This is a genomic window from Aeromonas sp. ANP5 (assembly GCF_963870295.1).
GTDB lineage: Bacteria > Pseudomonadota > Gammaproteobacteria > Enterobacterales > Aeromonadaceae > Aeromonas > Aeromonas veronii.
Genome location: NZ_CAWMRY010000008.1, coordinates 76340 through 103014, shown reverse-complemented (window position 1 = coordinate 103014; position 26675 = coordinate 76340). Strand labels below are relative to the sequence as shown.

The window sequence follows — 26675 nt, the reverse complement described above, 5'->3', positions numbered from 1 at the left end:
GCGTCGTCGTATTCACATAAGCCAGTATCGTGCCAAGTTTGTGACAGCTTGATTTCAGGGCAATCTCGCTGAAGAGGCTCCCCAAAATCAGGCGATCTCGACTCGCGTTGCATCATTTTAGTGCGATGGCGGATCGTTTTGGTGCACTGTAATGGTGCGCGAAATACGGTCACCGCCCATCTAAGCAGGGTTTGTCAGAGAGGTCTATGATCCAGATCTGTTGTTATGCGCGAATGTACTGCAATTCTGCTAGGCAGATCACAAAGGCAAGAGTACAATTAGCGCCCAATTTTACCCGGTGATTGAGGCGAGAATGTTAGAGAATTTACGCAATATTGCGATTATTGCGCACGTTGACCACGGCAAAACGACTCTGGTTGATAAGCTGCTGCAGCAGTCCGGCACCCTGGACCGCTCCACGGAAGGCCAGGAACGGATCATGGACTCCAATGATCTGGAACGGGAACGTGGCATCACCATTCTCGCCAAGAACACTGCGATCCGCTGGAATGACTACCGCATCAACATCGTTGATACACCGGGTCACGCCGACTTCGGTGGTGAAGTAGAGCGCGTACTGTCCATGGTTGACTCCGTGCTGCTGCTGGTTGACGCCGTTGACGGCCCGATGCCGCAAACCCGTTTCGTGACCCAGAAGGCGTTTGCTCAGGGTCTGAAGCCGATCGTGGTCATCAACAAGGTTGACCGTCCGGGTGCTCGTCCTGACTGGGTAATGGATCAGGTATTCGACCTGTTCGACAACCTGGGCGCGACTGACGAACAGCTGGATTTCAAAGTTGTTTACGCCTCTGCACTGAACGGTTGGGCCACCATGGATCAGGACGTCGAGTCCGAGAACATGGAGCCGCTGTTCCAGGCCATCGTTGACAACGTTGAAGCGCCGAAGGCTGATGCCGAAGGTGGTTTCCAGATGCAGATCTCCCAGCTGGACTACAACTCCTACGTGGGCGTTATCGGTATCGGCCGTATCACCCGTGGTCGCGTCAAGACCAACCAGCAAGTCACCATCGTTGGTGCTGACGGCAAGACCCGTAACGGTAAAGTCGGTCAGGTGCTGGGTTATCTGGGTCTGTCCCGTACTGAAGTTACCGACGCGCAAGCGGGTGACATCATCGCTATCACCGGTCTGGGCGAGCTGAAAATCTCCGACACCATCTGTGACAACGGTGCCGTTGAAGCCCTGCCGCCGCTCTCCGTTGACGAGCCGACCGTGAACATGACCTTCCAGGTCAACACCTCACCGTTCGCCGGTAAAGAGGGCAAGTTCGTGACCTCCCGTAACATTCTGGAGCGTCTGAACCAGGAGCTGGTCCACAACGTGGCCCTGCGCGTGGAAGAGACTGATGATCCGGACAAGTTCCGTGTATCCGGTCGTGGTGAACTGCACCTCTCCATCCTGATCGAAAACATGCGTCGCGAAGGTTACGAACTGGCAGTGTCCCGTCCGGAAGTAATCCTGCGTACTGTTGATGGTGTTCTGCAAGAACCGTTCGAAACCGTAACTGTGGACGTTGAAGAAGCGCACCAGGGTTCCGTGATGGAGCAACTGGGTCTGCGTAAAGGCGAAATGACCAACATGACGCCGGATGGCAAGGGTCGTGTCCGTCTGGACTTCATGATCCCGAGCCGTGGCCTGATCGGTTTCCAGACCGAGTTCATGACCATGACCTCAGGTACCGGTCTGCTGTACCACACCTTCGACCACTACGGTCCGCACAAGGGTGGCAGCATCGGTGAGCGTCAGAACGGCGTGCTGATCTCCAACGCTACCGGTAAGGCACTGACTTACGCCCTGTTCGGTCTGCAAGACCGTGGTCGTCTGTTCATCGGTCACGCGACCGAAGTGTACGAAGGCCAGGTGATCGGTATTCACTCCCGTTCCAACGACCTGACTGTTAACTGCCTGAAAGGCAAACAGCTGACCAACATGCGTGCCTCCGGTACCGACGAAGCTCAGGTGCTGACTCCGCCGATCCGCATGACTCTGGAACAGGCTCTCGAGTTCATCGATAACGACGAACTGGTCGAAGTGACTCCGAAGAACATCCGTATCCGCAAGAAATTGCTGACCGAGCTGGATCGCAAGCGCTCTGGCCGTGGTTAATGTCATGTGCTGAGTCTCGGCAGCCCTCGCGGCCGCTGACGGTTCACTGATAAACGGGCCCAAACCTCTGGTTTGGGCCCGTTGTTTTTATACCTGTGATTCACTCTGGCCATCTTGATGAGGTCGTCCAGGCTATCCGGTAATGGGGCTGATGAGCGTTGAGGGAAAGTCGTGGGGATGGGTGAGATAAAAAAGCCGCAGCGGGTGAACGCTGCGGCTTTTTGCTGGCTTGTAGCGAGGGATTACTGGCGCCAGAACGAGGGGAAGAAGAGTACGGCGACCGTCAGGATCTCCAGTCTCCCCAGCAGCATGCCGAATGACAGCAGCCACTTGGCCGATTCCGGCAGGCTGGCAAAGTTGGTACTGGGGCCGACCACCGGGCCCATGCCCGGGCCGACGTTGGCAACGGCGGTGATGGAGCTGGAGATGGCCGTCAGGGGGTCAAGCCCGATGGCACCCAGCAGCGCGGCTATCACCAGAATGATGGCGAAGTAGGCCAGCACGAAGGAGATCATCGAGCGGATGATGGCGTCATTGACCGTCCGGCCGTTGTACTTCTGGGGGAAGACGGCAGAGGGGTGCATCAGCTGGCGCATCTGCTTTCTGAACAGGGCAAACGCCACCTGTACCCGGAAGATCTTGAGACCACCCGCAGTGGAGCCGGAGCAGGCCCCCAGCGCCAGCAGCACGATGAAGACAATGCTGGCGAGCGGTCCCCAGGTGCCGAAGTCACCAAGACCGTAGCCGGTGGTGGTGAGCACCGAGACGATGTTGAAGCAGCTGATGCGCAGGGCATCCCAGAAGCCGAACAGGTCTCTCTCCCACAGATAGAAGGTCATGATGACGGTGACCCACACGACCAGCCAGAAGAAGCCACGCACCTGGGCATCCTTGAACAGGCTGTTGTCCCTGTGGTTGAGGCTCTGCACATAGAGCAGGAAGGGCAGGCCGCCGAGGAACATGAACAGGGTGCCAATCCAGTGGGCCGAGTTGGAGAAGTGGGACATGGATTGATCGGAGGTGGAGTAGCCGCCGGTACTGAGGGTGGTCATGGCGTGGTTGATCGCCTCGAACATGTTCATGCCGCTGGCCCAGTAGGCCATGAAGCAGAGCATGGAGAGCACCAGATAGACCACGACAATGTTGTTGGCGACCGTCTTGGCACGCGGGGCGCTTTTATCTGACCAGTCCGAGCTCTCGGTCTGGAACAGCTTCATGCCGCCGACGTTGAGGTAGGGCAGCACGGCAACCGCCATCACGATAAAGCCGACCCCGCCCAGCCACTGCAGTATGGATCGCCACAACAGGATGCTGTGGGCCATGTTGTCGAGGCCGGAGAGCACGGTGGACCCCGTGGTGGTCACCCCGGACATGGTCTCGAAGTAGGCGTCGGTGAAGTTGATGTGGGTGATGAAGACAAAGGGCAGCGCCCCGAAGATACAGGCCACCACCCAGACCGAGGTGGTGAGCAGGAACATCTCCCGCACCCCCAGGTGGAACTCCGCCTTGCGCCCGTAATGGAGGCAGAGCAGGGCGGCGCCGTGGGTGATCAGCACGGACTTGAGAAACTCGACAAATCCCTCTGACCCGGTGAGCAGTGCCAGCAAGGTGGGCAGCCACATGAAGAGCGCCAGCTTGGAGAGCACCAGCCCGAGGGTGAAGATAATTGGACGCAGCTTGATCATGTTCGATAACCTGGTCGTTGATTAACAAAAGACCCGGACCATCCCCTTGGGGGAGCTGAGCCGGGTCTGGTTTGACAGCCTGTGCACATGAAGACGTTACAGGAAGAAGGGGCTTGGCTGGAACAGCCGCTCCACTTCCGGGATGTACTTCTTGTCCACCAGGAACATGACCACATGGTCATCCTGCTGGATCTTGGTGCGATCGTGGGCTATCAGCACCTCATCCCCGCGTACTACGGCACCGATGGTGGTGCCCGGCGGCAGCTTGAGCTCGCCCACCGTCTTGCCGACCACCTTGGAGGTGTTCTCATCGCCGTGGGCGATCGCCTCGATCGCCTCGGCAGCACCGCGGCGCAAGCTGTAGACGTTGGCGATATCGGCCCGGCGCACGTGGGTCAGCAGGGCCGAGATGGTGGCCTGCTGCGGCGAGATGGCGATATCGATGGAGCCACCCTGCACCAGATCCACGTAGGCGCCGCGCTGGATCAGCACCATGGTCTTCTTGGCGCCCATCTTCTTGGCGAGCAGCGCCGACATGATGTTGGCCTCATCCTCGTTGGTCACGGCGATGAAGACGTCGATCTGGTCGATGTGCTCCTCGGCCAGTAGCTCCTGATCCGCCGCATCGCCGCAGAAGACGATGGTGTTCTCCAGCAGTTCGGAGAGCTGCTCCGCCCGCTTCTGGTTGCGCTCGATAAGCTTGACGCTGTAGCGCTTCTCCAGCTGACGGGCGAGGCCTGCGCCGATGTTGCCGCCACCGACGATCATGATGCGGCGGTAGGGGCTCTCTAGGCGCTGCAGCTCCGACATCACGGCACGGATATGGCCCGCGGCGGCGACGAAGAAGACCTCGTCATCCGCTTCGATGATGGTGGTCCCTTGCGGGCGGATCGGGCGGCCCTGACGGAAGATGGCCGCTACCCGGGTCTCGATGTTGGGCATGTGCTCGCGCAGGGTGGAGAGGGCGTTGCCCACCAGCGGGCCACCGTAGTAGGCCTTGACAGCCACGAGACCGACGCGGCCTCCAGCGAAATCAACCACTTGCAGGGCGCCCGGATATTCGATCAGGCGACGTACATAGTCGGTCACCAACTGCTCCGGCGCGATCAGGTGATCCACCGGCACCGATTCCGGCAGGAACAGGCGATCTCGCTCGGTCAGATAGGCCGGCGAGCGGATCCGTGCCACCTTGTTCGGGGTGTTGAACAGGGAGTAGGCCACCTGACAGGCGATCATGTTGGTCTCGTCACTGTTGGTGACGGCGACCAGCATGTCGGCATCCTGAGCACCCGCTTCGCGCAGCACCTTGGGGTGGGCGCCGTGACCGTTGACCACTCGCAGGTCAAACTTGTCCTGCAGTTCGCGCAGGCGTTCGCTGTCGGTGTCGACGATGGTGATGTCGTTGTTCTCTCCGGCCAGGTTCTCGGCCAGAGTGCCGCCGACCTGGCCGGCTCCCAAAATGATGATTTTCATAGGGAACGTCTACTCGCGTTGAGGCAGTAAAGGGGCATTTCGCCTGCATGGCGATTGCCCCGGAAGAAGCATGTCAGCGTCACAGCTTGACCAGCTTGGCGTAGTAGAAGCCATCCATCTCGGCTTCACCCGGCAGGAACTGGCGACCCGGGCAGTCCGGGGTGTCCTGTTCGTGCAATGGCACCAATTTGGCATCTTTGGTCGCGGCAAGGAAGGAGCGGATCTGTTCGCGGTTCTCTTCCGGCAGGACGGAGCAGGTGGCGTAGAGCAGGGTACCGCCGCTTTTCAGCTTGCCCCAGAGGGCATTGAGAATGCGGCGCTGCAGCTCGGCCAGCTCGCGAATGTCCTGATCACGGCGCAGCCACTTGATGTCTGGGTGGCGGCGGATGACGCCGGTGGCTGAGCAGGGGGCATCCAGCAGGATGCGGTCGAACTGACCCTCCGGCCACCACTGTTCCGGTGCCGCGGCATCGCCATGGATCACCTTGGCGCTCAGGCCGATGCGGTCCAGGTTCTCCTGCACTCGCTTGAGGCGGTTTTCGTCGGCATCGACGGCAACCACGCCAGCCAACTTGGGCTGACGCTCCAGCAGGTGGGCAGTCTTGCCGCCGGGGGCCGCGCAGGCATCCAGCACCCACTCGCCCGGTTGCGGGTCGAGCAGTGCTGCGGCCTGTTGTGCTGCACCATCCTGTACCGAGCAGTCACCCACTTCAAAGCCGGGCAGCTTGGTCACATCGCAAGGACGCTCCAGCAGGATGCAATCCTCGCCCTCTTCACCGGCCACGGCATTGATGCCGACTTCAGCCATGCGAGCCAGCATGGCATCGCGGCTCTGGCGCTGGCTGTTGTTGCGGATCCACATGGGGGGACGCTGGTTGTTCGCCTCCATGATGAATTCCCACTCATCGTGATAGGCCTGACGCAGGCGCTTGGTGAGCCACTCCGGATGACCGAGGCGAATGCTGGGAACACGGTCGATACGCAGCAGAATGACTTCGGCGCTGCGCTGGAAGTTGCGCAGCACGCCGTTGATGAGGCCACGCAGGGAGGTGCCCTTGAGCAGTTTGACGGCGTTGACGGTCTCGGCCACCGCGGCGTGAGCCGGAATGCGGGTGTAGATGAGCTGATAGAGACCGACCAGGATGAGGTAGTGGAAAATGCGGCTCTTGTTTTTGAGCGGCTTGTCCATCATCTCGTTGACTGCCGCATCGAGGCGGGGTAGCCAGCGCAGGGTGCCGTAGCAGAGTTCTTGCAGGAGAGCGCGATCGCGAGGTGCAACCTTCTCCTGGGCAGCAGGCAGAACAGCGGAGAGGGATTGACCCTGATCCAGCACCTGTTGAATAACGAGAGCGGCCTGTGCACGTGTTTTCATAGAGTTACCTTAGATGCGCAAGTCGGGGCCTGGGCCCCGCTTGTGTCAATTCAATCCAGTTCAATTCAATTGCGTGCCGGGTTCAAACCAGTCGCGGCGAGAGTTGAGCAGATCCGAAACGGACATCGCCTTCTTGCCGGGCGGTTGCAGGGTCAGCAGGCGCAGTACCCCTTTGCCGGTGGCGATATCGATCCCCTGCTTGTCGGCCTTGAGCAGGGTGCCGGCGGGTTGGCCGTGGTCGCTATCCACCACTGCGGCTTGCCAAACCTTGACGGTCTGGTCAGCCACTTCAAACCAGCTGATAGGCCAGGGGTTGAACGAGCGGATGCAGCGTTCGATGGCAACAGCCTCCATCGACCAGTCGATGCGGGCCTCTTCCTTGGAGAGCTTCTCGGCGTAGTTTGCCTGCGCATCATCTTGTGCCTCGGCAGCGGTTTCACCGGCGGCCATGGCATTGATGGTGTCGACCAGCGCCTGCGGGCCCAGCTCGGCCAGCTTGTCATATAGGCTGGCGGAGGTCTCGTCGGCGGCGATGGGGCAGGTCACTTTGCGGATCATGGCGCCGGTATCCAGCCCCACATCCATCTGCATGATGGTGACGCCAGTTTCGGCATCGCCCGCCCAGATGGAGCGCTGGATCGGTGCCGCGCCGCGCCAGCGGGGCAGCAGGGAGCCATGGACGTTGATGCAGCCCAGACGCGGGGTATCGAGCACCACCTTGGGCAGGATCAGGCCATAGGCCACCACCACCATCAGGTCGGCACCCAGTGCAGCAAGCTCGGCTTGCGCCTCTTCCTTGCGCAGAGAGGCAGGTTGGTAAACCGGCAGGTTGTGGGCCAGTGCCAGCTCTTTGACCGGGCTGGCGGTGAGCTTCTGGCCACGGCCTGCTGGCTTGTCGGGCTGGGTATAAACGGCAACGACCTCGTGGTCGGAAGACAACAACGCCGCCAGGTGACGGGCGGCGAAGTCGGGAGTACCGGCAAAAATCAGTTTCAGCTTATTCAATGGGGCAGATCCTCAGAGGACTTTGCGATCTTCACGGGCCATCTTTTCCAGCTTCTGGCGAATGCGCTGGCGCTTGAGCGGGGACAAGTAATCCACAAACAGCTTGCCGACCAGATGATCCATCTCATGCTGGATGCAGATGGCGAGCAGATCGTCGGCTTCCAGTTCGAATGGCTTGCCGTTGCGATCCAGGGCGCGGATTTTGATCTGTTCAGCGCGAGGCACCAGAGCACGGCTGCCGGGCACGGAGAGGCAACCCTCTTCAATGCCGGTGCTGCCGCACTGCTCGATGACCTCCGGATTGATCAATACCAGAGGATCTTCACGGTTTTCAGAGACATCGATCACTATGATGCGCTGGTGAATGTCGACCTGAGTCGCGGCCAGGCCAATGCCTTCCTCCGCGTACATGGTTTCGAACATATCATCTACAATCTGTTGTAACTCGGGTGTAAAGGTCTCGACAGGGGCTGCAACGGTGCGCAGGCGCTCATCGGGAAAACGCAATACATCTAGAATGGCCATAGTTTTTTCTTTAGTTTCGTATAAATGCAGTCAATATTGGCGTAATTCTAGTCATTTACGCCGACAAAAAACAGCAACACTTTGCGTACAGAAGTAACAGGGAGTGTTATGTATCTGAAGCAAACCATCCTCGCCTGCCTGCTGGTGACCGTGAGTCAGGCAGCACTGGCCGATCAGCTGAGGTTGAAAGCGGGTTACCCCGAAAGTTATGTAGTGCAAAAAGGCGACACCCTGTGGGATATCTCCGGCAAGTATCTTTCCGAACCCTGGCTCTGGCCCCGTCTCTGGAACATCAATCCGCAGATAGCCAATCCTCACTGGATCTACCCCGGTGATGTACTGCATCTGAGCTGGGTCAATGGTGAACCCCGGCTCGGCAAGGCGATGCAGGGTGGCAAGCAAGTTATCCGTCTCGGCCCGAAAACCCGTTACGAGAACAAAGCCAACCCCATTCCGACCCTGCCTATCAGCGAGATCGGCCCCTTCCTGCAAACCGACCATATTCTGGCTGACAGCCAGCAGCAGAAAACCTTGCCCTATCTGCTGGGGTCGGATCAAAAACATATCGGCATGCTGGAGGGGGACACCCTCTATGTGCAGGGCTCCCTGACGCCGGGGCAGGTTTATGGCATTTATCACCCCGGAGTGGTCTACAAGGATCGCGAAACCGGTGAACTGCTGGGCCAGGAGGCGATCTTTGCCGGTGTGGTGCGGGCCGTGGCACGTCTTGATGGTGATCGGACTGAAGTTACCCTCACTCACAACCAGCGGGAGGTGCTGCAGGGCGACAAGGTGATGCCGCTGCCGGCTCAGGAGAACATGCCCGCCGTCTTCACACCGAAAGCGGCACCTGCCATCACGCCGGGCTATATCATCGATTTGCCGAACAAGACCCGGGGCGGTGGCAAGTTTGATGTGGTGCTGATTAACCGGGGTGGTCGCGATCAACTGGTCGCCGGGGATGTGTTGGATGTCAGACGGCCCGGTGCTGCTCTGGTCACCAAGAATGGCGATGTGCAGTACAAGGAGCTCTCGTCGGTTTTTAACCGGATGTTTTATAGCAACAACAAGAAGGCACCACTGCCCTCTGAAGCTATTGCCCGCGTCATGTTGTTCAAGGTGTATGACAAGGTGAGTTACGGTCTCATCATGCAGAGTAACGACATGGTGAGTGCGGGTTATCAGGTCACTCACTTCTGACGTGAACTACCCCGACGCGCGTCTGGCGCTTTGGCTAACTCTCGATGCGGTCACCGGTATTGGTCCGGTGACCGCTGCACGTCTGTTGGAGCGGGTCGGGGGAAGTATTGAGACCCTGTTCCAGAGCGATGAAGCGCAACTGCATGGTATGGGGTTATCGTCAGAGCAGATCAAACAACTGCGCTGGCCCTCGCCAGTGGTTGAGCAGAGCCTGGCTTGGGCCGCTTTGCCTGACAATCTCCTTATTCCGCAAGATCACCCGATTTATCCACCCTTGTTGCGAGAAATTCCCGCGGCCCCCCTGTTGCTCTACTGTCGTGGCGATCTTGCTGCGCTGTCGCTACCTCAGCTGGCAATGGTGGGGACACGCCATCCTACCTATGCAGGCAAAGATAATGCCTCCCGCCTTTGTAGCGAGCTGGTTGGATGCGGGTTAGCCATCACCTCGGGCCTTGCGCTCGGTATCGATGGTGTTTGCCATCAGCAAGCGCTGGCTTGTGGTGGTATCACCCTTGCCGTATTGGGTTCCGGGCTGGATTGCCTCTACCCCAAACGCCATCAGGGGCTGGCAGGCCAGATTCTGGAGAGCGGTGGTTTGCTTATCTCCGAGCTGGCGCCGGATAAAGGACCGCTGGCTGAACATTTTCCTCGCCGCAACCGTATTATCAGTGGTCTGTCGCTGGGAACTCTGGTGGTGGAGGCGACCGAGCAGAGCGGTTCGCTGATCACCGCCCGTTATGCGCTTGAACAGGGGCGCGAAGTGTTTGCGGTACCCGGAGCCCCGCAAAACGCCCAGGCGATAGGGTGCAACAGATTTATTCAGCAGGGGGCCAAACTTGTGCTGAGTGCGGCCGATATAGTGGAAGAGCTGCCAGAGTGCATCGCACGGCCACATTCGTCGGTCATACCATCTGAGCAACCGCATAATAGCGAATTGCCTTATGCCGATTTGTTGGATAACGTAGATTATGAGACCACGAGCGTGGATACCGTTGCCGAGCGGGCCCAGCTTCCTGTCGAAGTGGTATTGGGCAGGTTGGTAGAGCTGGAGCTGGCCGGTGCAGTGATGGCGGTAGCCGGTGGATACGTCAGAGCGAGGAGGGCGAATCATGTTTGATGTATTGATGTACCTTTTCGAGACCTACATCCACAGCGATGCAGATGTGATGGTCGAGCAGGATGAGCTCACCGACGAGTTGAGCCGGGCCGGTTTCGATAAAGAAGAGATCGACAAGGCACTCGACTGGCTGGAGCGACTGGCCAATCTGCACGACAGCGAGCGGGAGGTCTATGTCACCGCCAGCGCGCAAGGCTCGATGCGTATCTATGCTCCGCAAGAGCTGGCACGCCTCAGCACCGAGTGCCGCGGCTTCCTGCTCTTTCTGGAACAGGCTCAGGTGCTGAATGCCGAAACCCGCGAGATCTGTATCGAGCGTCTACTCGAACTGGACAAGCCGGATATCGAGTTGGATGACCTGAAGTGGGTCGTCATGATGGTGCTGTTCAACGTACCGGGCAGTGAAAATGCCTACCAGCAGATGGAAGAGCTGGTGTTTGATGAGTCAGACGGCGTCATTCACTGACAGTCCGGTGCCGCGCTGGTAGAATTCAGGCCATCTGGATTTCAAGGCGCGGCCCATGTCAAAAATCGATCATCACCTCTTTTCAGCCCACGAACATGCCTTCGAGCGCGAGCCGTGCCCGCAGTGCGGGGCCGAGCTGGTGATCCGCCAGGGCAAACATGGCCCCTTTCTCGGCTGTTCTGCCTATCCTGCCTGTGATTACATACGCTCCCTGACGCCATCCGGCCGCGACATCGAAAAGGTGCTCGAAGGCTCTGCCTGTCCCGATTGCGGAGAGCCGCTGGCGATCAAGAAGGGGCGTTACGGTCTGTTTGTCGGTTGTACCCAGTATCCGGCCTGTCAGCACATCGAATCCCTGCAGGAGAGCGATGATACCCAGATCCTCTGCCCCGAGTGCGGCAAGGGGCATCTGGTGAGCCGCACCTCCCGCTACGGCAAGCAGTTTTACTCTTGTGATGGCTATCCACACTGCAAATATGTGGTGAACGACAAGCCGATCCCCATGCCTTGTCCCACGTGTGGCTGGGGCATCATGGTAGAGAAAAAAGTGAGGGGAACTCTGCGTTGGGTCTGTCCGCAAAAGAAATGCGGCCACCAAAGTGAGCAGGTATAATCCCGCCGCCGCAACCGGATTGAAACGTTTTCGGTGAACTTCAACCCCCCACTTGGAGTAAGGAAATTCCCACCATGAATAAACCCTTTGTTGCCGTATTGATGGGCTCTGATTCTGATTTCCCCGTGATGCAGACCACCCTCGAGGTGCTCAAGTCATTTGATATCGCAGTGGAAGTCAAAGTCACCTCCGCGCACCGCACGCCGGCTGCGACTCATCAGTATGTGACCGATGCCGAGGCCCGTGGCTGCAAGGTCTTTATCTGTGCTGCTGGTCTGGCTGCGCATCTGGCGGGTGCCGTAGCCGGCATCACGACTCGTCCCGTGATCGGGGTGCCCATCGATGGTGGCCCGCTCAAGGGGCTGGATGCGTTGCTCTCCACCGTGCAGATGCCGGGTGGTGTGCCGGTAGCGACCGTGGCGATCGGCAAAGCCGGTGCCAAGAACGCAGGTTATCTGGCAGCCCAGATGCTGGCAGTAGCCGATGATGAACTGGCGGCCAAGGTTCGGGCCGAACGCCAGAAGAATGCCGAAGAGGTGATGGCCAAGGATGCCGCCCTGCAGGCTCAACTCAAGTAAGTGAATAGGTGGCGATCCGGATGTGTCGTATTTTTCCTGTGCAACAGCAACACGTCACTTTGCCATGGTCGCCGCCATACGGATTCAACTTGCTACTAAGTGACGAGACGGCAGCCTGGCTGCCGCATTTTTCCTATGCCAAATGAATTTGAACAGGCGGTTGCCGCCCTCCAACAGGAAGGGGTGATTGCTTATGCGACCGAGGCCGTGTTTGGTCTGGGTTGTGATCCCGACTCCGAAGTGGCGGTGCAGCGACTGCTGGCCATCAAACAGCGTCCGGTGGAGAAGGGGTTGATCCTGATTGCTGCCGACGTAGAGCAATTGCAGGATTACATCGATCTGAGCCAACTTAGCGGTGAACAACTGGCTCGGGTTGAAGCCAGCTGGCCCGGCCCCTTTACCTGGATCATGCCTGCCCGTGCAACGACGCCGGCCTGGCTGACCGGGCAGTTCGAGACCCTCGCGGTACGCGTGACGGCTCATCCTCAGGTGCAGGCGTTGTGTCGCGCCTTTGGCAAGCCGCTGGTTTCTACCAGCGCCAACTTGACCGGTGAGGAGCCTGCCCGTCGGGTGGCCGATATTGGTGAGCGGCTGGCAAGCAAGTTGGCCTATATCCTGCCCGGTGAAGTGGGTGGTCAAGCTAACCCCTCCGAGATCAAGGACGCCCGAACCGGCGCCATTATTCGCCCCTCCTGAGCAGGCGGATACGTCATGATTTGCTATCAATCCGCTGAGCGGTGAGTTCACCGGATTGATTTAACTATAAAAATGGACAGGGCGTTCACGATCCTGCCTGACTGGAGACAAGATGAGCAAACCGGATGTGGCCCAGGTCAAGGCCTTCCTGTTGCAGTTGCAGGACGAGATCTGCCGTGGTCTGGAGCAGGCCGATGGCAGTGGACACTTTGTGGAAGATGCCTGGAGCCGTGAAGGCGGTGGCGGTGGTCGCACCCGTGTGCTGCGCCACGGCGCGGTGATCGAGCAGGGGGGCGTCAACTTCTCCCATGTCTATGGCGATGCCATGCCTGCCTCTGCTACAGCCCATCGGCCCGAGTTGGCCGGTCGCAAGTTTGAGGCGATGGGCGTGTCGCTGGTGATCCATCCGCACAACCCCTATGTGCCGACCAGCCATGCCAACGTCCGTTTCTTCATTGCCGAGAAAGAGGGTGAAGATCCCATTTGGTGGTTTGGCGGTGGCTTCGATTTGACGCCTTTCTACCCGTTTGCCGAGGATGTGCAGCATTGGCATCAGGTCTCCCGTGATCTCTGCCAGCCCTTTGGTGATGAGATCTACCCCGAGTTCAAATCCTGGTGCGATCGCTACTTCTTCCTCAAACACCGCAACGAGACGCGAGGGGTGGGCGGCCTCTTCTTCGACGATCTGAATCGCTGGCCCTTTGCCGACTGCTTTGCCTTTATGCAGGCGGTAGGTCGGGGATATCTCGATGCTTACCTGCCGATCATTGAACGACGCAAGGCGCTGCCCTATGGCGAGCGGGAGCGGGAGTTCCAGCTCTATCGTCGCGGCCGTTATGTGGAGTTCAATCTGGTGTATGACCGAGGCACCCTGTTCGGGTTGCAGACTGGCGGGCGTACCGAGTCGATCCTGATGTCGATGCCACCGCTGGCACGTTGGGAGTATGACTGGCAGCCGGAGGCGGGCACTCCTGAAGCCTTGCTCTACACCGATTACCTCACGCCGCGAGAGTGGCTGTGACCCGAGGGACCATGATGGTCCCTTTTTACTGGCCGTTATTCGGCTTGTTCCCGAGAGTTAAAACCCGTTAAATCGGAATATTGCCCTCTGATGGAACTCTTTGATGGATCGTTATCTGGTTTTTGGCCACCCGGTGCGCCACAGCAAGTCCCCCTTCATTCACACCCTGTTTGCCAGACAAACCCAGCAAGAGCTGGAGTATGGGCTGGCTGAACCCGCCGTCGACGAGTTTGCCCAAGCCCTGCGCACCTTCTTTGACCAAGGGGGCAAGGGATGCAATGTCACCGTTCCCTTCAAGGAGCAGGCATTTACTCTGGTCGATCGCTTGAGCCCAAGGGCCAAGCGGGCGGGCGCGGTCAATACCATCAAGCTGACCGATGATGGCGTGTTGCTGGGGGATAATACCGATGGCGCCGGTCTGGTCGCCGATCTCAAGTCCCATGGTGTGACGCTGGCGGATAGCCGGATCCTGCTGCTGGGTGCCGGTGGTGCGGCTCGTGGTGCATTGGCGCCGCTGCTGGCTGAGTTGCCGAGCGAGCTGGTGATCGCCAACCGTACCCACACAAAAGCGCAACAGTTGGCTGCCGAATTCCACGATCTGGGGCCTGTGACTGCTCAGACCTATGAGCAGTTGGCAGGGCCATTCGATCTCGTCATCAACTCTACCTCCGCCAGCCTGCAAGGAGAGCTGCCGCCGTTGGCCCCAGCCCTGATCCACACTGATATTGCCATCTACGACATGATGTATGGCGCCTCGGATACGGCTTTTATCAGTTGGGCCAAACAGCATGGAGCTCGTCAAACCATGGATGGACTCGGCATGCTGGTGGAACAGGCCGCCGAAGCGTTTACCGTGTGGCGCGGAATTCGTCCCGGGACTAAACAGGTATTGAGAGAGTTGAAGCGTAACTTGGGGGTGATATGAACCAGGGTATTCTGTTTCCCGACCTGATGGAGTGGCAGGCTGACGAACAGCGGGTGCGTTTTCCTGCCCAGCAGATGGGGGCGCTGATAGATTGTTACATCAGCCAGCGGCGACTGGAGAGAATGACCGGTCTGGCGCTGACGAGGGAGGATGACATCATCAGAGCCTTTGAAAGTGTGCGTTTTGACATTGAAGATCTGGCTGAAAAACTCATTGAAGAACAAGAGTTTGCTGAAGATGGTGCTATCTACCTCTGATTGTTCAAAGTTTTTTTGTTTTGTAGCGGAACTACTTTGAAATGGCGCTGACTAACTAGATAGTTGAGGAAGTGCTAGCTAGTCACCTTTATAACTCCCCGGTATTCGTACTGGGGATTTTTTTATCTGTATGAAAATAAAAGATTTTTTCTTAATTCGTAAGTTGTGAAACTAAATTACATAAATTACTTTCACTTTCTGCTGCTTTGCTGTACAGTTGTCTGCGTAGGGTACAGAGGTAAGATGTTCTATCTTTCAGACCTTTTATTTCACGTAATTGAATGTGGCTGAATAGCTGCCCCGATGAGGTTCTCGTCGGGGTGTTTTTTTATGCGTGCCATTTAGAGTAAATGCTTTAAATTGGCGATGCATTTGATAGAATGAGGCTGCTTCTTGAGGAATACCTGTCGTCTGGTACTCAAGATTCAGCTTCTTCCCAATTTTTTGAACTTATTATTTCAGGCTGGATGGCATCACTGTCGTCCGGCCTCATTTTTATCCCTTTCGGTTAGATTTTGTAATTAAATTTCATTTTTGTCTCTTTTTGTAATTGTTGTTCGTTTTGAAAGAACGAATTTGAAAACGCTATCAACGCCTACTTAAGTTAATTATTCATGTGAATTAACTGCCTATCTATATGAACTTTAAGCAGTATTGGATATAGCAGGGGAGGCGAATGCGGGGTGTTTGTCATGAGGCAGGTGAAAGCGGCAATCTGAAACCCTTTCAATCAGCGGAGGAGTGCTCCGCCAATTGCAAGGAGAGCGAGGAGTAGATTACTCCTCGGCAGGTTGCTGTTCGTCAGCGTTCAGCAGGTCGGTATCGTCACCACTGACGTACCATTCGGTCAGGGTTTGCGCCAGCTTCTCCACACCGATATTGGTGAGAGAGGAGAAGGCTTCGACCTGGATCTGGGAACCGAGGTTGGCAACGGCCTGGCGCACCTTGATCACCTGGTTGTTGCGCGGGCCGGGGCTCAATTTGTCAGCCTTGGTCAGCAGCAGCATGACGGGCAACTGACGATGCGAGCTCCACTCCAGCATGTTCATGTCGGTATCTTTGAGCGGGTGGCGGATGTCCATCAGGATCACCAGACCTTTCAATGACTCACGGCGCTGCAGATACTCTGCCAGTGACTTTTGCCACTTGAGCTTCATTTCCAGCGGAACTTGCGCATAACCATAACCCGGCAAGTCGACCAGGCGCTTGCCCGGTTCCAGCTCAAACAGGTTGATCAGCTGGGTACGACCGGGTGTCTTACTGGTACGCGCCAGGTTCTTGTGTTTGGTTAAGGTGTTCAATGCAGATGACTTACCGGCGTTGGAACGGCCGGCAAACGCGATCTCGACACCCCCATCATTTGGCAGGTGACGGATGTCGGGTGCGCTGGTCACAAAATGCACCTTATTGAAATTCAGAGTTTGTGTATCCAACGTAAATTCCCCATGGAGATAGAGGGTTATAGAGTTACTTTTTTGTAAAATGGTGTAAAATAGCGTCGCTTAAACGCGTTTATTTTAACATGCCTTCAGCGGCATGGGATCTGGAAGCCTAATAACGAAAAGTTGGAACGCCATGAAGAACCTAGTCATTACTCTTGCTCTGATGGTTGGCGTAACGGGGATGGCACAAGCCAAGGGCGATGCCGCTGCGGGACAGACCAAGGCTGCCGTTTGTGCGGCTTGTCATGGACCGGACGGAAACAGCCTGGTTGATATGTACCCCAAAATTGCTGGTCAGCACGCATCATATATCAAAAAGCAGTTAGTTGAACTGAAGGCTGCCGCTTCTGGTCAAATTGGCCGGGTTGCGCCAGTGATGGGGCCGATGGCGTTACCTTTGTCGGAACAGGACATGGATGACCTGGCGGCTTATTTCTCCAGCCTGAAGGTTACCCCTATCGCTGTCCCTGACGACGTGGTCGAAGCGGGCAAGGCACTCTATATGGGTGGTGACATGAGTCGCGGTCTGGCAGCTTGTACGGCTTGCCATGGTCCCCGTGGCTCGGGTGTCGAACAGGCGAAGTATCCCAACCTGTCCGGCCAGCATCCTGCCTATATCAAGGCTCAGCTCACCGCATTCCGTGCCGGCGCGCGTGACAACGATCCGAATGGCATGATGCGGGATGTTGCCAAGAAACTGACTGATCAGGATATCGAAGCCCTCTCCAAATATGTGGCGGGTCTGCACTGATATAGTCGATATAGTCGATACGGTCGATTTGAGTTGAAACGGGGAGCCTGGGCTCCCCGTTGTTTTTATGGCTTTCAGATAATTCTCGGTTTAATCCCCCCGTTCTGTAAGAGATCTCCCATTCTCAAGGCAGGCCAAGGCTCATAAAATTGCATAAAATATTAAATAATCATTATTTATCAACAGATTATATGAATGTTGATGTTTTTCGACATGTTGAGAATGTTTTGAGTGGATTGAGCCGCTTTATAGAGTTGGTACAGTAGGCTTAATGGATTCACCCACGGATTGGGTGGCGGTTTCACGACAGGGGGTTGTGAGCAGAGGATGGCTGGCGTGGCGGGATGCCATGGGCTCGGATGAGCTGGCAAAGGATTGAAGGATCAGGATGGTGACCATCTCCGGAGCGGGATGGGGTTGCGGGATGCAGACTCCCCGGCACGATGGCAGGATGCGGTCGAGACGGGTCAAACAGGCACACGCACATTCAGGAACGACCAATATAAGGTCAGGATGACCACACAACGATATGATGCGGCGACAAGTTGTCACGGAGAGGACGAAACAGATTGTTTTGCCATTCAGGATGGCGCACGCATGAACATATCAAGGCAGCTTCGGCTGCCTTTTTTCTTTTGGGTCATTAACCCGATCAGCCATTCTGTGTCAAAATACCAGCAACATGCCCAGAGGATACCGATCCTGCGGTGTTCAGTGGCCTGATTGGGCCTGATTGGTGCGGGATCCTGCTCTTGTTCCAGCCTTACTGTTCCTCGCATCGTATCCCACCGGGTGAGATCATCCCGGGTACGGGTCAAACCAGTTATTTTCGGAGTTAGCCATTCATGTCTGCCAAACAACCCACTCGCAAGCCTACTGGCAAGCGCAAAGAATCTGATGTCAGTGCTCAGGAAGGCCGTGAGCGTAAACGGGCTGCCAAGCGAAAGGGCCTGAAGGCTGGTTCTCGTCAGCAAGTTGAACAGCCGAAGAACAAGTCTGGCAACAGCCAGTCCAAAGATCCGCGTATCGGTTCCCGCAAGCCGGTAGTTCTGGTGGTGGATGACAAACAGAAGAAGCCGGCAGCACCCAAGGCGGTGAAAGAGAAGAAGCTGGTGATGACCCCCGAACAGGAGCTGGCTTCCATCGAAAACGATGATCGCTTGAATGATCTGCTGGATCGTCTTGATGCCGGTGAAACTCTGGATGCGGCCGAGCAGGCCTGGGTTGATCAGCGTGTCGACCGTTATCAGGAGCTGATGGATGAGCTGGGCATCATCGACAACGACGATGATGAAGATGACGAGCTGCCGTTTGATGATGGCGATGACGCCGAGTTCGACGAGCAGAAACCGGCCTCCGAAGAGGAGTTGTGGGACCGTTTCAACCAGGTTGATTTCAAGCCGGAACCCAAGCCTGAGCCGAAGAAAAAGTGATGAGTGGATGGATGCTGGCCGCCCTGTTGGGCGGCCTGATTTTGTCAGGATTGGCCATCTATGCAGGCATGCTGCTGGCCAGACTGAGGCGACAACAAGCGATGCAGTGGCAGGCTATAACTGCTCGCAATGAGCGAATTCTGGAGAGCGTTCGGGTCATTGCCCATGCGGTGGAGGAGGGGCAGTGCGATTACTCCGAAGGCGCCATTCGGCTGACCAATCTGCTGGATGCGTTGCAGATCAAGGGGGGGCGAGCGTTCGTTGCCGAGTTCCCGGGTCTGTACGGGCTGTATGAGAAGGTGAAAGATATGCCGACTCATGAGGCCAGACGCGCCCTCAAGCGCAATGAAGTGATGAAGATGGATCTCGAACGCAGCGGCTACGAGGCCGAGCTGGAGGCCCAGATCCTCAAGGATGTGGCCCAGCTGAAGGATTTTCAGTTAGGTCGGTGAGCCAACAATAACAACAAGAGAGGAAGCGAGCGTGCAAGCAGAACAGATTGTGTGGGATCAGGCCCTGATCGAAAAATATAACTACAGTGGCCCGCGATACACCTCTTATCCCACTGCGCTGGAGTTCAACGAGAGCTTCGGCTATCCGGATTTTGTCCGCGCAGCCGGCCAGTATCCCGAGCGCAATCTGTCGCTCTACGTGCATATCCCTTTCTGTCACAAGCTCTGCTACTACTGCGGCTGCAACAAGGTCATTACCCGTCATCAGCACAAGGCTGACGAGTATCTCGACTACCTGGAGCAGGAGATCAAGGCGCAAGCCCCGCTCTTCAAGCATCGTCTGGTTACCCAACTGCACTGGGGGGGCGGTACACCCACCTATCTGGATGAAGCGCAAACGCGCCGTCTGATGGCCATGCTGCGTGAGCACTTCCATTTCGCCGAAGAGGGGGAGTTCAGCATCGAGGTCGATCCGCGCGAGATTGCCATTACCATGCTGGATGTGCTGCGAGACGTCGGCTTCAACCGCATCAGCCTTGGGGTGCAGGACTTCAACAAGGATGTGCAGGTTGCGGTCAACCGCGAGCAGGACAACTACTTTATTAAAGCCATGTTGGAACGGGCCAGAGAACTGGGTTTTCGCTCGACCAACCTCGACCTTATCTATGGCCTGCCGCATCAGGATCGTGCCAGTTTCCACCATACGCTGGAAGAGGTGCTCAAGACGGATCCGGCGCGCCTCTCCATCTTCAACTATGCCCATCTGCCGAGTCGCTTTGCCGCCCAGCGCAAGCTGAAAGAAGACGACATGCCTGCTCCGCAAGAGAAGCTGGCCATGCTGCAGGACACCATTGCCTTCCTAACTGGCCAGGGTTATCAGTTCATCGGTATGGACCATTTTGCCAAACCCGATGACGAGCTGGCGGTCGCGCAGCGCGAGGGCAAGCTGCACCGCAACTTCCAGGGCTATACCACCCAGGGAGATTGCGATCTGCTGGGGCTGGGGGTCTCCTCCATCAGCATGATCGGTGATGCCTATTCCCAGAACCAGAAAGAGCTCAAGGCGTATTACGCACAGGTTGCAGAGCTGGGTCATGCCCAGTGGAAAGGCTGCTCGCTCAATCAGGATGATCTGATCCGCCGTGAGGTGATCAAGCGGCTTATCTGTGATTTCCGCCTGAACTTTGCCGCTGTCGAGCAGGTGCACGGGCTCAATTTCAGAGAGTATTTTGCCGACGATCTCAAGCTGCTGCAGACCTTCATCAACGATGGATTGGTGCGTATGACGGAGGATGGTCTGGAGGTCTCCTCCACGGGGCAGCTGCTGATCCGCAATATCTGCATGTGCTTCGATGTCTATCTGCGCAACAAGGCGCGCCAGCAGCAGTTCTCTCGCGTGATATAAGCTTGTTTGCCGATTAGAAAACAGAGAAGGGCGCCATCGTGGTGCCCTTCTCATCTGTATTTTTGCTTAAGCAGCGGGTCGGGAAGGTTCTGGCAAGAAGGCCGTGGGCTGAGGCAAGCGATAGGGCTGTGAAACGCAGATAAAAAGATGGGGGCGACTTGCGTCGCCCCCGGTAGTCGTATCGCTCAGATCCTTGAACGAAGTTGCTCCCTGCAATCCCTGACTGTTTACCTCTTCCTTTAGGTTTCCCCTTCCCAATCCTTTGGGGTGTCCTTTAGCCATCTTGGCCTGACGAGTCATCCTGTCCCGTCGCACTTTCTCCGTCCTGGGAGGTGTCCTTTACCACATCCTGTGGTGAGTCCATTTGCCCAACCCTGGCAGCCAGTCTTCCTGACCGACTTCATTGCGTCCGTGCATGAGTAACTATAAGGATTTTCTAACCGGCTACAACGCCAGATTGGAAAACGTTTTTGTCATTAGCCATTTCGAAAGTGGTGAGTTTCGATTTATTCATTTATAAACAACTAGTTAAGTTTCTCCTCTTCATGTTTTAAGATCTTATCTTCCGATTATCTCGGGGATCTTTTCGGCCGTTGGCTTACATATGGAATGGCAGATCTCTTACACGGTGTTTTGGTTGCTTCAGAAACAGATGTTGCCGTCTGGCGATGGTCATTAGGGGTGAGTTGGCGAGGCACACAAAGAGCGGCTGAATGGAGAAATTATGAGCGCTGGTTGAGTCGCTCATAGATGGTCTGGCGCTCCTCAGGAGTCAGCGAAGAGAAGTAGTGGGTAAAGAGGCGCAGCAACAGGGACTTGTTCATGCCATCTTGCTGGGTCAGATTACCCAGTTCGTCGATGGCCACCGTGCTCATGGAGAAGGTGGCTTTTTTGTAGCTGGGCTTCAGGTGCTCGCCACTCTCGATAAAGGCCAACGCCGACAAGGCCTCATCACGATGCAGGCCCAGTTCGAGGCTGACCACCTTGGGTTTGCCCTTGGCGTAGAACTCCGCATCTTCGATAAATTCGTCGACGGTGAACTTCTTCTGGTGATGCAGCTGGTGCTTTTTCTTCAGATCGGCCAGACCCATCTCACACCCCCACTTGCAGGAACTCTTTGGCGATGGCCCGGATCTCTTCGGCGGATTTGCCATCCGGCTCGATCTCCATCACCGACAGTCCCTTCTCTTCGCTGTCGTCATAGACGTTGCGGCCATAGGTGATGGCGTTTAGGACGTCGACACCGAACGAGGAGCAAACCTCTTTCGCTTCTAGAATGCGTTTTACCTGATTGGGCAGGGCGGGGCACTGGGTCAGCACTACGGCTGCATTGAGGGTCGGGTTGACCATCTTGCAGGTGGTGATGAGATCTTCCATGTGGGGCAGGGTCTTGAGGTCGCGGCGTTTCGGGCGCAAGGGGATCAGGGCGTGGGTGGCGACAGCCATGGTGGAGCGCAGAGCCCGGTTGTCTTGCCCGCCGCAATCGACGATGACGTAGTCGTAGCGGTTCTTCAGGCTGAGCAGGTCGTTGCGAATATTGCCATAGAGCTGTACGCAGTTGATTTGTGGCAGCTCCGGGTTGTCATTGCGCTCCTGAATCCAGTCAGAGGTGGTGCGCTGCGGGTCGCAGTCGACCAGTAACACCTCCCCCTGAAATTGGGATCTGAGGTAGACCGCCAGATTTTGTGCCAGGCAGCTCTTGCCACTCCCCCCCTTCTCTCCACCGACCAACAAGATCATGACGTTCCCCTATCCATGAGAAAACCGCTGATTTCAGTATAGGAGGGGCCAGTCTCATCACAAGGCGAGAGGAGTGATGCTCCTCTCGTTGTTTCGACTAGTAATGAACGCTGCCTCCCTGCCAGCGGCAGACATAGTCAGGCACCAGCATCTGGGGGGCCTTGTCGACATGGCATACCACCATGGGCATGGCAGGGGCTCCTTCAGCCTGACTGAGGGGGGGGAGCGCAGAGAGCAGCAAAGTCGCGAGCAACAGCATGGGTTTCATCTTCATAACAACTCCTTGGTAGTGCCATTCCTGTGTGATCTGGATCACTTTCTGAGTTAAGTCGAGGTTGGCGCCAGTGCAAGGCGAGACGAATAAATTCAATTAATGAAAAAAGTATCAAAAGGCGTTGTGGTGACCGACGAGGATGGTTGCCCACCTTGATGCGGACTTTGTGCATATTAAGTTGAACCGCACAAAGAGGTGGTGACTTATGGGGCTGAGCCTGATGGGGTTGGCATCAATGCCATGATCTGGAACAAGAAAAGATTTATGCAGTGAATGTGGTCGATGTGAGTATTTATTTCTCCCGCGTTCCTCTCGTCATGGCGATGTATTCAATACATGGGGAGTAATATTCAAATTCTATTTATGGGTTCATTTATTAATATGATTTTTAACGGTTTTTGTTATTTGAATTTAATCACTCCAGTGAACTGGCATGAATAAAAAATGAATCAACTTGAAATATAGCAGGGTGGTTTTGCATGGTTATTCGGTGCACTTTGTGTGGAAAATGCGCAATTTGCTACCGGGGTCATAGATTGGATGGTGAATATATTCAGTTCGGAATGAATGTGATCAATGTCTAAGTTTATCGCGATTCGCAGGGCTAACCTCGGTCTCGAAAGGCAAGGGCAGGATAGAACATAAGCCGATTACCCTACATAAAGAATATCCCGCCTTAGCCACGAGCATGAATAGAAGGAATCTATTCAATCACTCGCAGGGACCACTGCTAGACGGAATATAATCATGAGCAAATTTTATGTAGGTTCTGAAGTTGGCCAATTGCGCCGTGTCATGTTGCACCGCCCCAACCTCAGTCTGAAGCGTCTGACTCCTTCCAACTGCCAGGATCTGCTGTTCGATGACGTCCTGTCTGTTGAACGCGCCGGTCAGGAGCACGACAAATTCGCTCAGGTACTGCGCGATCAGAATGTCGAAGTTTTCCTGCTGACCAATCTGCTGGCGGAAACACTTGATGTGCCGGAAGCCAAAACCTGGCTGCTGCAACATCAGGTCTCCGACTACCGCCTCGGCTCTTCTTTTGCCAACGACGTGCGCTGCTTCCTGGCTGACATGCCGCACCGCGAACTGGCCCGCATTCTCTCCGGCGGCCTGACTTACTCCGAGATGCCCTACAGCGGCGTCAACATGGTAGTGGGCATGCACGCTCCGACCGATTTCATCATCGAGCCGCTGCCCAACCACCTCTTTACCCGTGACACCTCCTGCTGGGTTTACGGTGGCGTCTCCATCAACCCGATGGCCAAGCCGGCTCGTCGCCGCGAGACCAACCATGTGAAGGCCATCTACCGCTGGCACCCGATGTTTGCCGGGCAGGACTTCATCAAGTACTTCGGTGACGAGGAGCGTGACTACGATAACTCCACCATCGAGGGTGGCGACGTACTGGTTATCGGCCGCGGCGCCGTGCTGATCGGTATGTCCGAGCGCACCACCCCGCAAGGTGTCGAGCACTTGGCTCGCAGCCTGTTCAAACATGGTCAGGCCAAGCAGGTCATCGCCATGGAGTTGCCGAAACACCGCAGCTGCATGCACCTGGATACCGTCATGACCCACATGGATATCGACACCTTCTCCGTCTATCCGGAAGTGATCCGCAAGGATGTGCAGTGCTGGAGCCTGACTCCGGGCGGCGCCACTGGCATGAACATCAAGGAAGAGGGTTACTTCGTCACCGCTATCGAGAAAGCACTGGGCGTCGATCAGCTGAAGATCATCACCACTGGCGGTGACAGCTTCGAAGCCGAACGCGAGCAGTGGAACGACGCCAACAACGTACTGACCGTACGTCCCGGCGTGGTGGTGGGTTACGAGCGCAATACCTACACCAACGAGAAGTATGACAAAGCCGGTATCAAAGTTCTCTCCATCCCGGGTGATGAACTGGGCCGTGGCCGCGGCGGCGCCCGCTGCATGAGCTGCCCGATGGAACGCGACAGCATCTGATGAGACGGCGTGGCGCCGGCAGAAGCTGGCGCCACACAGAACCAAACTCGAGATTAACCACTATGAAAAAACCAACTGTCGTCGTCGCTCTGGGTGGCAATGCTCTGCTCCGTCGTGGTGAGCCACTGGAAGCGGATATCCAGCGCAAGAATATTGCAACTGCCGCCAAGACCATCGCCCTGATCGCTCAGGAGTACAACGTGGTGCTGGTGCATGGCAACGGCCCGCAAGTCGGCCTGCTGGCCCTGCAGAACAGCGCCTACACCAAGGTATCCCCCTATCCGCTGGATGTGCTGGGTGCCGAGTCCCAAGGCATGATCGGCTACATGCTGATCCAGGAACTGAAAAACCTGATGCCGAGCCGCAACGTCACCGCGCTGCTGACTCAGGTGCAAGTCGATCCCAAGGATCCGGCATTCGCCAACCCGACCAAATTTATCGGCCCCGTCTATGAAGAGGCTGAAGCCGGCACCCTGGCAGAAGAGAAGCACTGGGTGGTCAAGGCTGACGGCAAGTTCTTCCGCCGCGTAGTGCCGTCCCCGCTGCCCCAGCGCATCGTCGAAGGCGACGCCATCGAAACCCTGATTGCCCAGGGCCACCTCATCATCTGTACCGGTGGTGGCGGCATCCCTGTGACCTGGGATGGCCAGAGCCTGACCGGTATCGAAGCCGTCATCGACAAAGACATGTCTGCCGCCTACCTGGCCAAGCAGATCAAGGCCGACGCCCTGCTGATCCTGACCGACGCCGATGCCGTCTATCTGGATTGGGGCAAGCCGACCCAGCGTCCGCTGCGAGTCACCAGCCCGGACGAGCTGGCCGGGGTCAAGTTCGACGCAGGTTCCATGGGGCCGAAAGTCGAAGCCTCCTGTGAATTTGTCAAAGCGACCGGCGGCATGGTTGGCATCGGCTCGCTGGAAGATGGCCTCGCCATCCTCAAGGGTGAAGCCGGCACCAATATCGTCGCCACCCGCACCGTACATGCGTAATTACCGATATCTGTACTGAGAATGCGTAGTCAACACTACTGCCCGAACTGGTCTGAAACATATATAGAGAGAACTCATCATGGCTTTTAATCTGCGTAACCGTAACTTCCTGAAACTGCTGGACTTCACCCCGCGCGAAATCCAATACATGATCGACCTGGCCATCGACCTGAAGAAAGCCAAATACGGTGGCTACGAGCGCAAGCATCTGGTCGGCAAGAACATCGCCCTGATTTTCGAGAAAACCTCCACCCGTACCCGCTGTGCGTTTGAAGTTGCGGCCTTCGACCAGGGCGCGCAGGTCTCCTACCTTGGCCCAAGCGGTTCCCAAATCGGTCACAAGGAGTCCATGAAGGACACCGCCCGTGTACTGGGTCGCATGTATGACGGTATCGAATACCGCGGCTACGGTCAGGAGATCGTGGAAGAGCTTGGCGCCTACGCCGGAGTCCCGGTCTGGAACGGCCTGACCAACGAATTCCACCCGACCCAGATCCTGGCCGACTTCATGACCATGCTGGAGCACGGCAAGGGCAAGCGTCTGGATCAAATCAAGTTCGCCTACCTGGGTGATGCCCGCAACAACATGGGTAACTCCCTGATGGTCGGCGCCGCCAAAATGGGTATGGATATCCGTCTGGTCGCTCCGAAAGCCTTCTGGCCGGAAGAGGAGCTGGTTGCCAAGTGCCGCCTGATCGCCGAAGAGACCGGCGCACGCATCACCCTGACCGAAGATGTGAAAGAGGGTGTACTGGGTGCTGACTTCCTCTACACCGACGTCTGGGTATCCATGGGTGAAGCGAAAGAAGCCTGGGATCAGCGCGTCAAACTGATGACTCCGTATCAGGTCAACATGGATGTCATCAACGCCACCAAGAACCCGGATGTGAAGTTCATGCACTGCCTGCCGGCGTTCCACAACGACGAGACCACCATGGGCAAGGAAGTGGCTGACAAATATGGCATGAAAGGCCTGGAAGTGACCGAGGATGTGTTCGAATCCGAGCACAGCATCGTGTTCGACGAGGCCGAAAACCGGATGCACACCATCAAGGCAGTGATGGTTGCTACGCTGGGCGACTAAGGTCGCAGTAGTGGTGCCGGGGGGCGACCCCCGGCTTTTCGACCATGTGACAGCGGCATAATACCTCTAACCCTACAAC

The 26675-nt window shown here is 56.6% G+C and carries 26 protein-coding genes; 17 read left to right on the top strand and 9 right to left on the bottom strand.

The annotated features are described in order from the left end of the window. Nucleotides 1-313: 313 nt before the first annotated feature. Nucleotides 314-2125 carry a translational GTPase TypA gene (typA, locus tag AACT07_RS06890; protein WP_005339679.1) on the top strand — a complete coding sequence of 604 codons (1812 nt, stop codon included), beginning with the start codon at nucleotides 314-316 and terminating at the stop codon, nucleotides 2123-2125. Nucleotides 2126-2367: 242 nt separating this feature from the next. Here the strand turns inward: typA and AACT07_RS06885 are convergent, their stop codons facing one another. The 5 genes from AACT07_RS06885 to def form a co-directional block, all read right to left on the bottom strand. Continuing rightward, nucleotides 2368-3810: a TrkH family potassium uptake protein gene (locus AACT07_RS06885; RefSeq protein WP_069527008.1), complete on the bottom strand. Its 1443-nt coding sequence runs from the start codon at nucleotides 3808-3810 to the stop codon at nucleotides 2368-2370. Nucleotides 3811-3906: 96 nt separating this feature from the next. Beyond that, nucleotides 3907-5283 (bottom strand): Trk system potassium transporter TrkA, encoded by a 1377-nt coding sequence (gene trkA / locus AACT07_RS06880; RefSeq protein WP_005339689.1) that lies wholly within the window; start codon nucleotides 5281-5283, stop codon nucleotides 3907-3909. 79 nt (nucleotides 5284-5362) lie between these two features. Continuing rightward, the gene (rsmB, locus tag AACT07_RS06875) at nucleotides 5363-6655 is read right to left on the bottom strand and encodes a 16S rRNA (cytosine(967)-C(5))-methyltransferase RsmB (RefSeq protein WP_069527007.1); all 1293 of its coding nucleotides are present in this window, start codon (nucleotides 6653-6655) and stop codon (nucleotides 5363-5365) included. Nucleotides 6656-6715: 60 nt separating this feature from the next. Continuing rightward, the gene (fmt, locus tag AACT07_RS06870) at nucleotides 6716-7660 is read right to left on the bottom strand and encodes a methionyl-tRNA formyltransferase (protein ID WP_069527006.1); all 945 of its coding nucleotides are present in this window, start codon (nucleotides 7658-7660) and stop codon (nucleotides 6716-6718) included. 12 nt (nucleotides 7661-7672) lie between these two features. Then, nucleotides 7673-8185 carry a peptide deformylase gene (def, locus tag AACT07_RS06865; RefSeq protein ID WP_005357510.1) on the bottom strand — a complete coding sequence of 171 codons (513 nt, stop codon included), beginning with the start codon at nucleotides 8183-8185 and terminating at the stop codon, nucleotides 7673-7675. Nucleotides 8186-8293: 108 nt separating this feature from the next. On the opposite strand from def, the gene AACT07_RS06860 reads away from it, so the two are divergent. The 9 genes from AACT07_RS06860 to AACT07_RS06820 all read left to right on the top strand — a co-directional run bounded on the left by AACT07_RS06860 (nucleotide 8294) and on the right by AACT07_RS06820 (nucleotide 15058). After that, complete coding sequence (locus tag AACT07_RS06860) at nucleotides 8294-9385, top strand: LysM peptidoglycan-binding domain-containing protein (RefSeq protein WP_069527005.1); 1092 nt, start codon at nucleotides 8294-8296, stop codon at nucleotides 9383-9385. Between the two features lies 1 nt (nucleotide 9386). Next, nucleotides 9387-10502, top strand: coding sequence for a DNA-processing protein DprA (gene dprA / locus AACT07_RS06855; protein ID WP_069527004.1), 1116 nt, complete (start codon nucleotides 9387-9389; stop codon nucleotides 10500-10502). Then, nucleotides 10495-10968, top strand: a complete 474-nt coding sequence (locus AACT07_RS06850; RefSeq protein ID WP_005339699.1) for a DUF494 family protein — start codon at nucleotides 10495-10497, stop codon at nucleotides 10966-10968. The genes dprA and AACT07_RS06850 overlap by 8 nt, the downstream gene beginning before the upstream one ends. Nucleotides 10969-11023: 55 nt before the next feature. Then, on the top strand, nucleotides 11024-11581 hold the full coding sequence (locus AACT07_RS06845) for a DNA topoisomerase family protein (protein WP_069527003.1): 558 nt from the start codon (nucleotides 11024-11026) through the stop codon (nucleotides 11579-11581). A 74-nt stretch (nucleotides 11582-11655) separates the two neighbouring features. Then, nucleotides 11656-12159 (top strand): 5-(carboxyamino)imidazole ribonucleotide mutase, encoded by a 504-nt coding sequence (gene purE, locus AACT07_RS06840; RefSeq protein ID WP_005339704.1) that lies wholly within the window; start codon nucleotides 11656-11658, stop codon nucleotides 12157-12159. Between the two features lie 135 nt (nucleotides 12160-12294). Next, a complete protein-coding gene (locus tag AACT07_RS06835; RefSeq protein WP_005356244.1) occupies nucleotides 12295-12855 on the top strand; it encodes a Sua5/YciO/YrdC/YwlC family protein in 561 nt (186 codons plus the stop codon). Between the two features lie 112 nt (nucleotides 12856-12967). After that, nucleotides 12968-13876 carry an oxygen-dependent coproporphyrinogen oxidase gene (gene hemF, locus AACT07_RS06830; protein ID WP_069527002.1) on the top strand — a complete coding sequence of 303 codons (909 nt, stop codon included), beginning with the start codon at nucleotides 12968-12970 and terminating at the stop codon, nucleotides 13874-13876. Nucleotides 13877-13979: 103 nt separating this feature from the next. Beyond that, nucleotides 13980-14801 carry a shikimate dehydrogenase gene (aroE, locus tag AACT07_RS06825; RefSeq protein WP_069527001.1) on the top strand — a complete coding sequence of 274 codons (822 nt, stop codon included), beginning with the start codon at nucleotides 13980-13982 and terminating at the stop codon, nucleotides 14799-14801. Further along, nucleotides 14798-15058, top strand: a complete 261-nt coding sequence (locus AACT07_RS06820; protein WP_069527000.1) for a DUF1488 family protein — start codon at nucleotides 14798-14800, stop codon at nucleotides 15056-15058. The genes aroE and AACT07_RS06820 overlap by 4 nt, the downstream gene beginning before the upstream one ends. A 776-nt stretch (nucleotides 15059-15834) precedes the next feature. On the opposite strand, the gene yihA is transcribed toward AACT07_RS06820, so the two are convergent. Beyond that, complete coding sequence (gene yihA, locus AACT07_RS06815; protein WP_005339709.1) at nucleotides 15835-16491, bottom strand: ribosome biogenesis GTP-binding protein YihA/YsxC; 657 nt, start codon at nucleotides 16489-16491, stop codon at nucleotides 15835-15837. Between the two features lie 142 nt (nucleotides 16492-16633). On the opposite strand from yihA, the gene AACT07_RS06810 reads away from it, so the two are divergent. From AACT07_RS06810 to hemN, 4 genes are all read left to right on the top strand, one after another. Continuing rightward, nucleotides 16634-17251 carry a c-type cytochrome gene (locus AACT07_RS06810; RefSeq protein WP_069526999.1) on the top strand — a complete coding sequence of 206 codons (618 nt, stop codon included), beginning with the start codon at nucleotides 16634-16636 and terminating at the stop codon, nucleotides 17249-17251. Nucleotides 17252-18096: 845 nt separating this feature from the next. Continuing rightward, on the top strand, nucleotides 18097-18684 hold the full coding sequence (yihI, locus tag AACT07_RS06805) for a Der GTPase-activating protein YihI (protein WP_069526998.1): 588 nt from the start codon (nucleotides 18097-18099) through the stop codon (nucleotides 18682-18684). A gap of 11 nt (nucleotides 18685-18695) precedes the next feature. After that, on the top strand, nucleotides 18696-19136 hold the full coding sequence (locus tag AACT07_RS06800) for a DUF2489 domain-containing protein (RefSeq protein WP_047438993.1): 441 nt from the start codon (nucleotides 18696-18698) through the stop codon (nucleotides 19134-19136). Between the two features lie 31 nt (nucleotides 19137-19167). Further along, nucleotides 19168-20541 (top strand): oxygen-independent coproporphyrinogen III oxidase, encoded by a 1374-nt coding sequence (gene hemN / locus AACT07_RS06795; RefSeq protein ID WP_069526997.1) that lies wholly within the window; start codon nucleotides 19168-19170, stop codon nucleotides 20539-20541. Nucleotides 20542-21263: 722 nt separating this feature from the next. Here the strand turns inward: hemN and AACT07_RS06790 are convergent. The 3 genes from AACT07_RS06790 to AACT07_RS06780 all read right to left on the bottom strand — a co-directional run bounded on the left by AACT07_RS06790 (nucleotide 21264) and on the right by AACT07_RS06780 (nucleotide 22555). Next, nucleotides 21264-21632: a hypothetical protein gene (locus tag AACT07_RS06790; RefSeq protein ID WP_005339715.1), complete on the bottom strand. Its 369-nt coding sequence runs from the start codon at nucleotides 21630-21632 to the stop codon at nucleotides 21264-21266. A 1-nt stretch (nucleotide 21633) separates the two neighbouring features. Further along, nucleotides 21634-22281 carry an AAA family ATPase gene (locus AACT07_RS06785; RefSeq protein ID WP_005339716.1) on the bottom strand — a complete coding sequence of 216 codons (648 nt, stop codon included), beginning with the start codon at nucleotides 22279-22281 and terminating at the stop codon, nucleotides 21634-21636. A 97-nt stretch (nucleotides 22282-22378) separates the two neighbouring features. Then, nucleotides 22379-22555: a hypothetical protein gene (locus AACT07_RS06780; RefSeq protein ID WP_171902755.1), complete on the bottom strand. Its 177-nt coding sequence runs from the start codon at nucleotides 22553-22555 to the stop codon at nucleotides 22379-22381. Nucleotides 22556-23302: 747 nt separating this feature from the next. Here AACT07_RS06780 and arcA point away from each other — a divergent pair. From arcA to argF, 3 genes are all read left to right on the top strand, one after another. Beyond that, nucleotides 23303-24523 carry an arginine deiminase gene (arcA, locus tag AACT07_RS06775; RefSeq protein ID WP_069526996.1) on the top strand — a complete coding sequence of 407 codons (1221 nt, stop codon included), beginning with the start codon at nucleotides 23303-23305 and terminating at the stop codon, nucleotides 24521-24523. A 62-nt stretch (nucleotides 24524-24585) separates the two neighbouring features. Next, a complete protein-coding gene (arcC, locus tag AACT07_RS06770) occupies nucleotides 24586-25512 on the top strand; it encodes a carbamate kinase (RefSeq protein WP_069526995.1) in 927 nt (308 codons plus the stop codon). 79 nt (nucleotides 25513-25591) lie between these two features. Next, nucleotides 25592-26596: an ornithine carbamoyltransferase gene (gene argF / locus AACT07_RS06765; protein ID WP_005339721.1), complete on the top strand. Its 1005-nt coding sequence runs from the start codon at nucleotides 25592-25594 to the stop codon at nucleotides 26594-26596. Nucleotides 26597-26675 lie beyond the last annotated feature (79 nt).

Coding starts and splice junctions, on each gene's coding strand:
- AACT07_RS06785 (WP_005339716.1), bottom strand. CDS start 22,281: ATGATCTTGTTGGTCGGTGGAGAGAAGGGGGGGAGTGGCAAGAGCTGC.
- rsmB (WP_069527007.1), bottom strand. CDS start 6,655: ATGAAAACACGTGCACAGGCCGCTCTCGTTATTCAACAGGTGCTGGAT.
- AACT07_RS06835 (WP_005356244.1), top strand. CDS start 12,295: ATGCCAAATGAATTTGAACAGGCGGTTGCCGCCCTCCAACAGGAAGGG.
- AACT07_RS06850 (WP_005339699.1), top strand. CDS start 10,495: ATGTTTGATGTATTGATGTACCTTTTCGAGACCTACATCCACAGCGAT.
- hemF (WP_069527002.1), top strand. CDS start 12,968: ATGAGCAAACCGGATGTGGCCCAGGTCAAGGCCTTCCTGTTGCAGTTG.
- argF (WP_005339721.1), top strand. CDS start 25,592: ATGGCTTTTAATCTGCGTAACCGTAACTTCCTGAAACTGCTGGACTTC.
- arcC (WP_069526995.1), top strand. CDS start 24,586: ATGAAAAAACCAACTGTCGTCGTCGCTCTGGGTGGCAATGCTCTGCTC.
- AACT07_RS06800 (WP_047438993.1), top strand. CDS start 18,696: ATGCTGGCCGCCCTGTTGGGCGGCCTGATTTTGTCAGGATTGGCCATC.
- AACT07_RS06845 (WP_069527003.1), top strand. CDS start 11,024: ATGTCAAAAATCGATCATCACCTCTTTTCAGCCCACGAACATGCCTTC.
- typA (WP_005339679.1), top strand. CDS start 314: ATGTTAGAGAATTTACGCAATATTGCGATTATTGCGCACGTTGACCAC.
- AACT07_RS06820 (WP_069527000.1), top strand. CDS start 14,798: ATGAACCAGGGTATTCTGTTTCCCGACCTGATGGAGTGGCAGGCTGAC.
- trkA (WP_005339689.1), bottom strand. CDS start 5,283: ATGAAAATCATCATTTTGGGAGCCGGCCAGGTCGGCGGCACTCTGGCC.
- AACT07_RS06885 (WP_069527008.1), bottom strand. CDS start 3,810: ATGATCAAGCTGCGTCCAATTATCTTCACCCTCGGGCTGGTGCTCTCC.
- AACT07_RS06860 (WP_069527005.1), top strand. CDS start 8,294: ATGTATCTGAAGCAAACCATCCTCGCCTGCCTGCTGGTGACCGTGAGT.
- arcA (WP_069526996.1), top strand. CDS start 23,303: ATGAGCAAATTTTATGTAGGTTCTGAAGTTGGCCAATTGCGCCGTGTC.
- AACT07_RS06790 (WP_005339715.1), bottom strand. CDS start 21,632: ATGGGTCTGGCCGATCTGAAGAAAAAGCACCAGCTGCATCACCAGAAG.
- AACT07_RS06810 (WP_069526999.1), top strand. CDS start 16,634: ATGAAGAACCTAGTCATTACTCTTGCTCTGATGGTTGGCGTAACGGGG.
- purE (WP_005339704.1), top strand. CDS start 11,656: ATGAATAAACCCTTTGTTGCCGTATTGATGGGCTCTGATTCTGATTTC.
- AACT07_RS06780 (WP_171902755.1), bottom strand. CDS start 22,555: ATGAAGATGAAACCCATGCTGTTGCTCGCGACTTTGCTGCTCTCTGCG.
- def (WP_005357510.1), bottom strand. CDS start 8,185: ATGGCCATTCTAGATGTATTGCGTTTTCCCGATGAGCGCCTGCGCACC.
- yihI (WP_069526998.1), top strand. CDS start 18,097: ATGTCTGCCAAACAACCCACTCGCAAGCCTACTGGCAAGCGCAAAGAA.
- aroE (WP_069527001.1), top strand. CDS start 13,980: ATGGATCGTTATCTGGTTTTTGGCCACCCGGTGCGCCACAGCAAGTCC.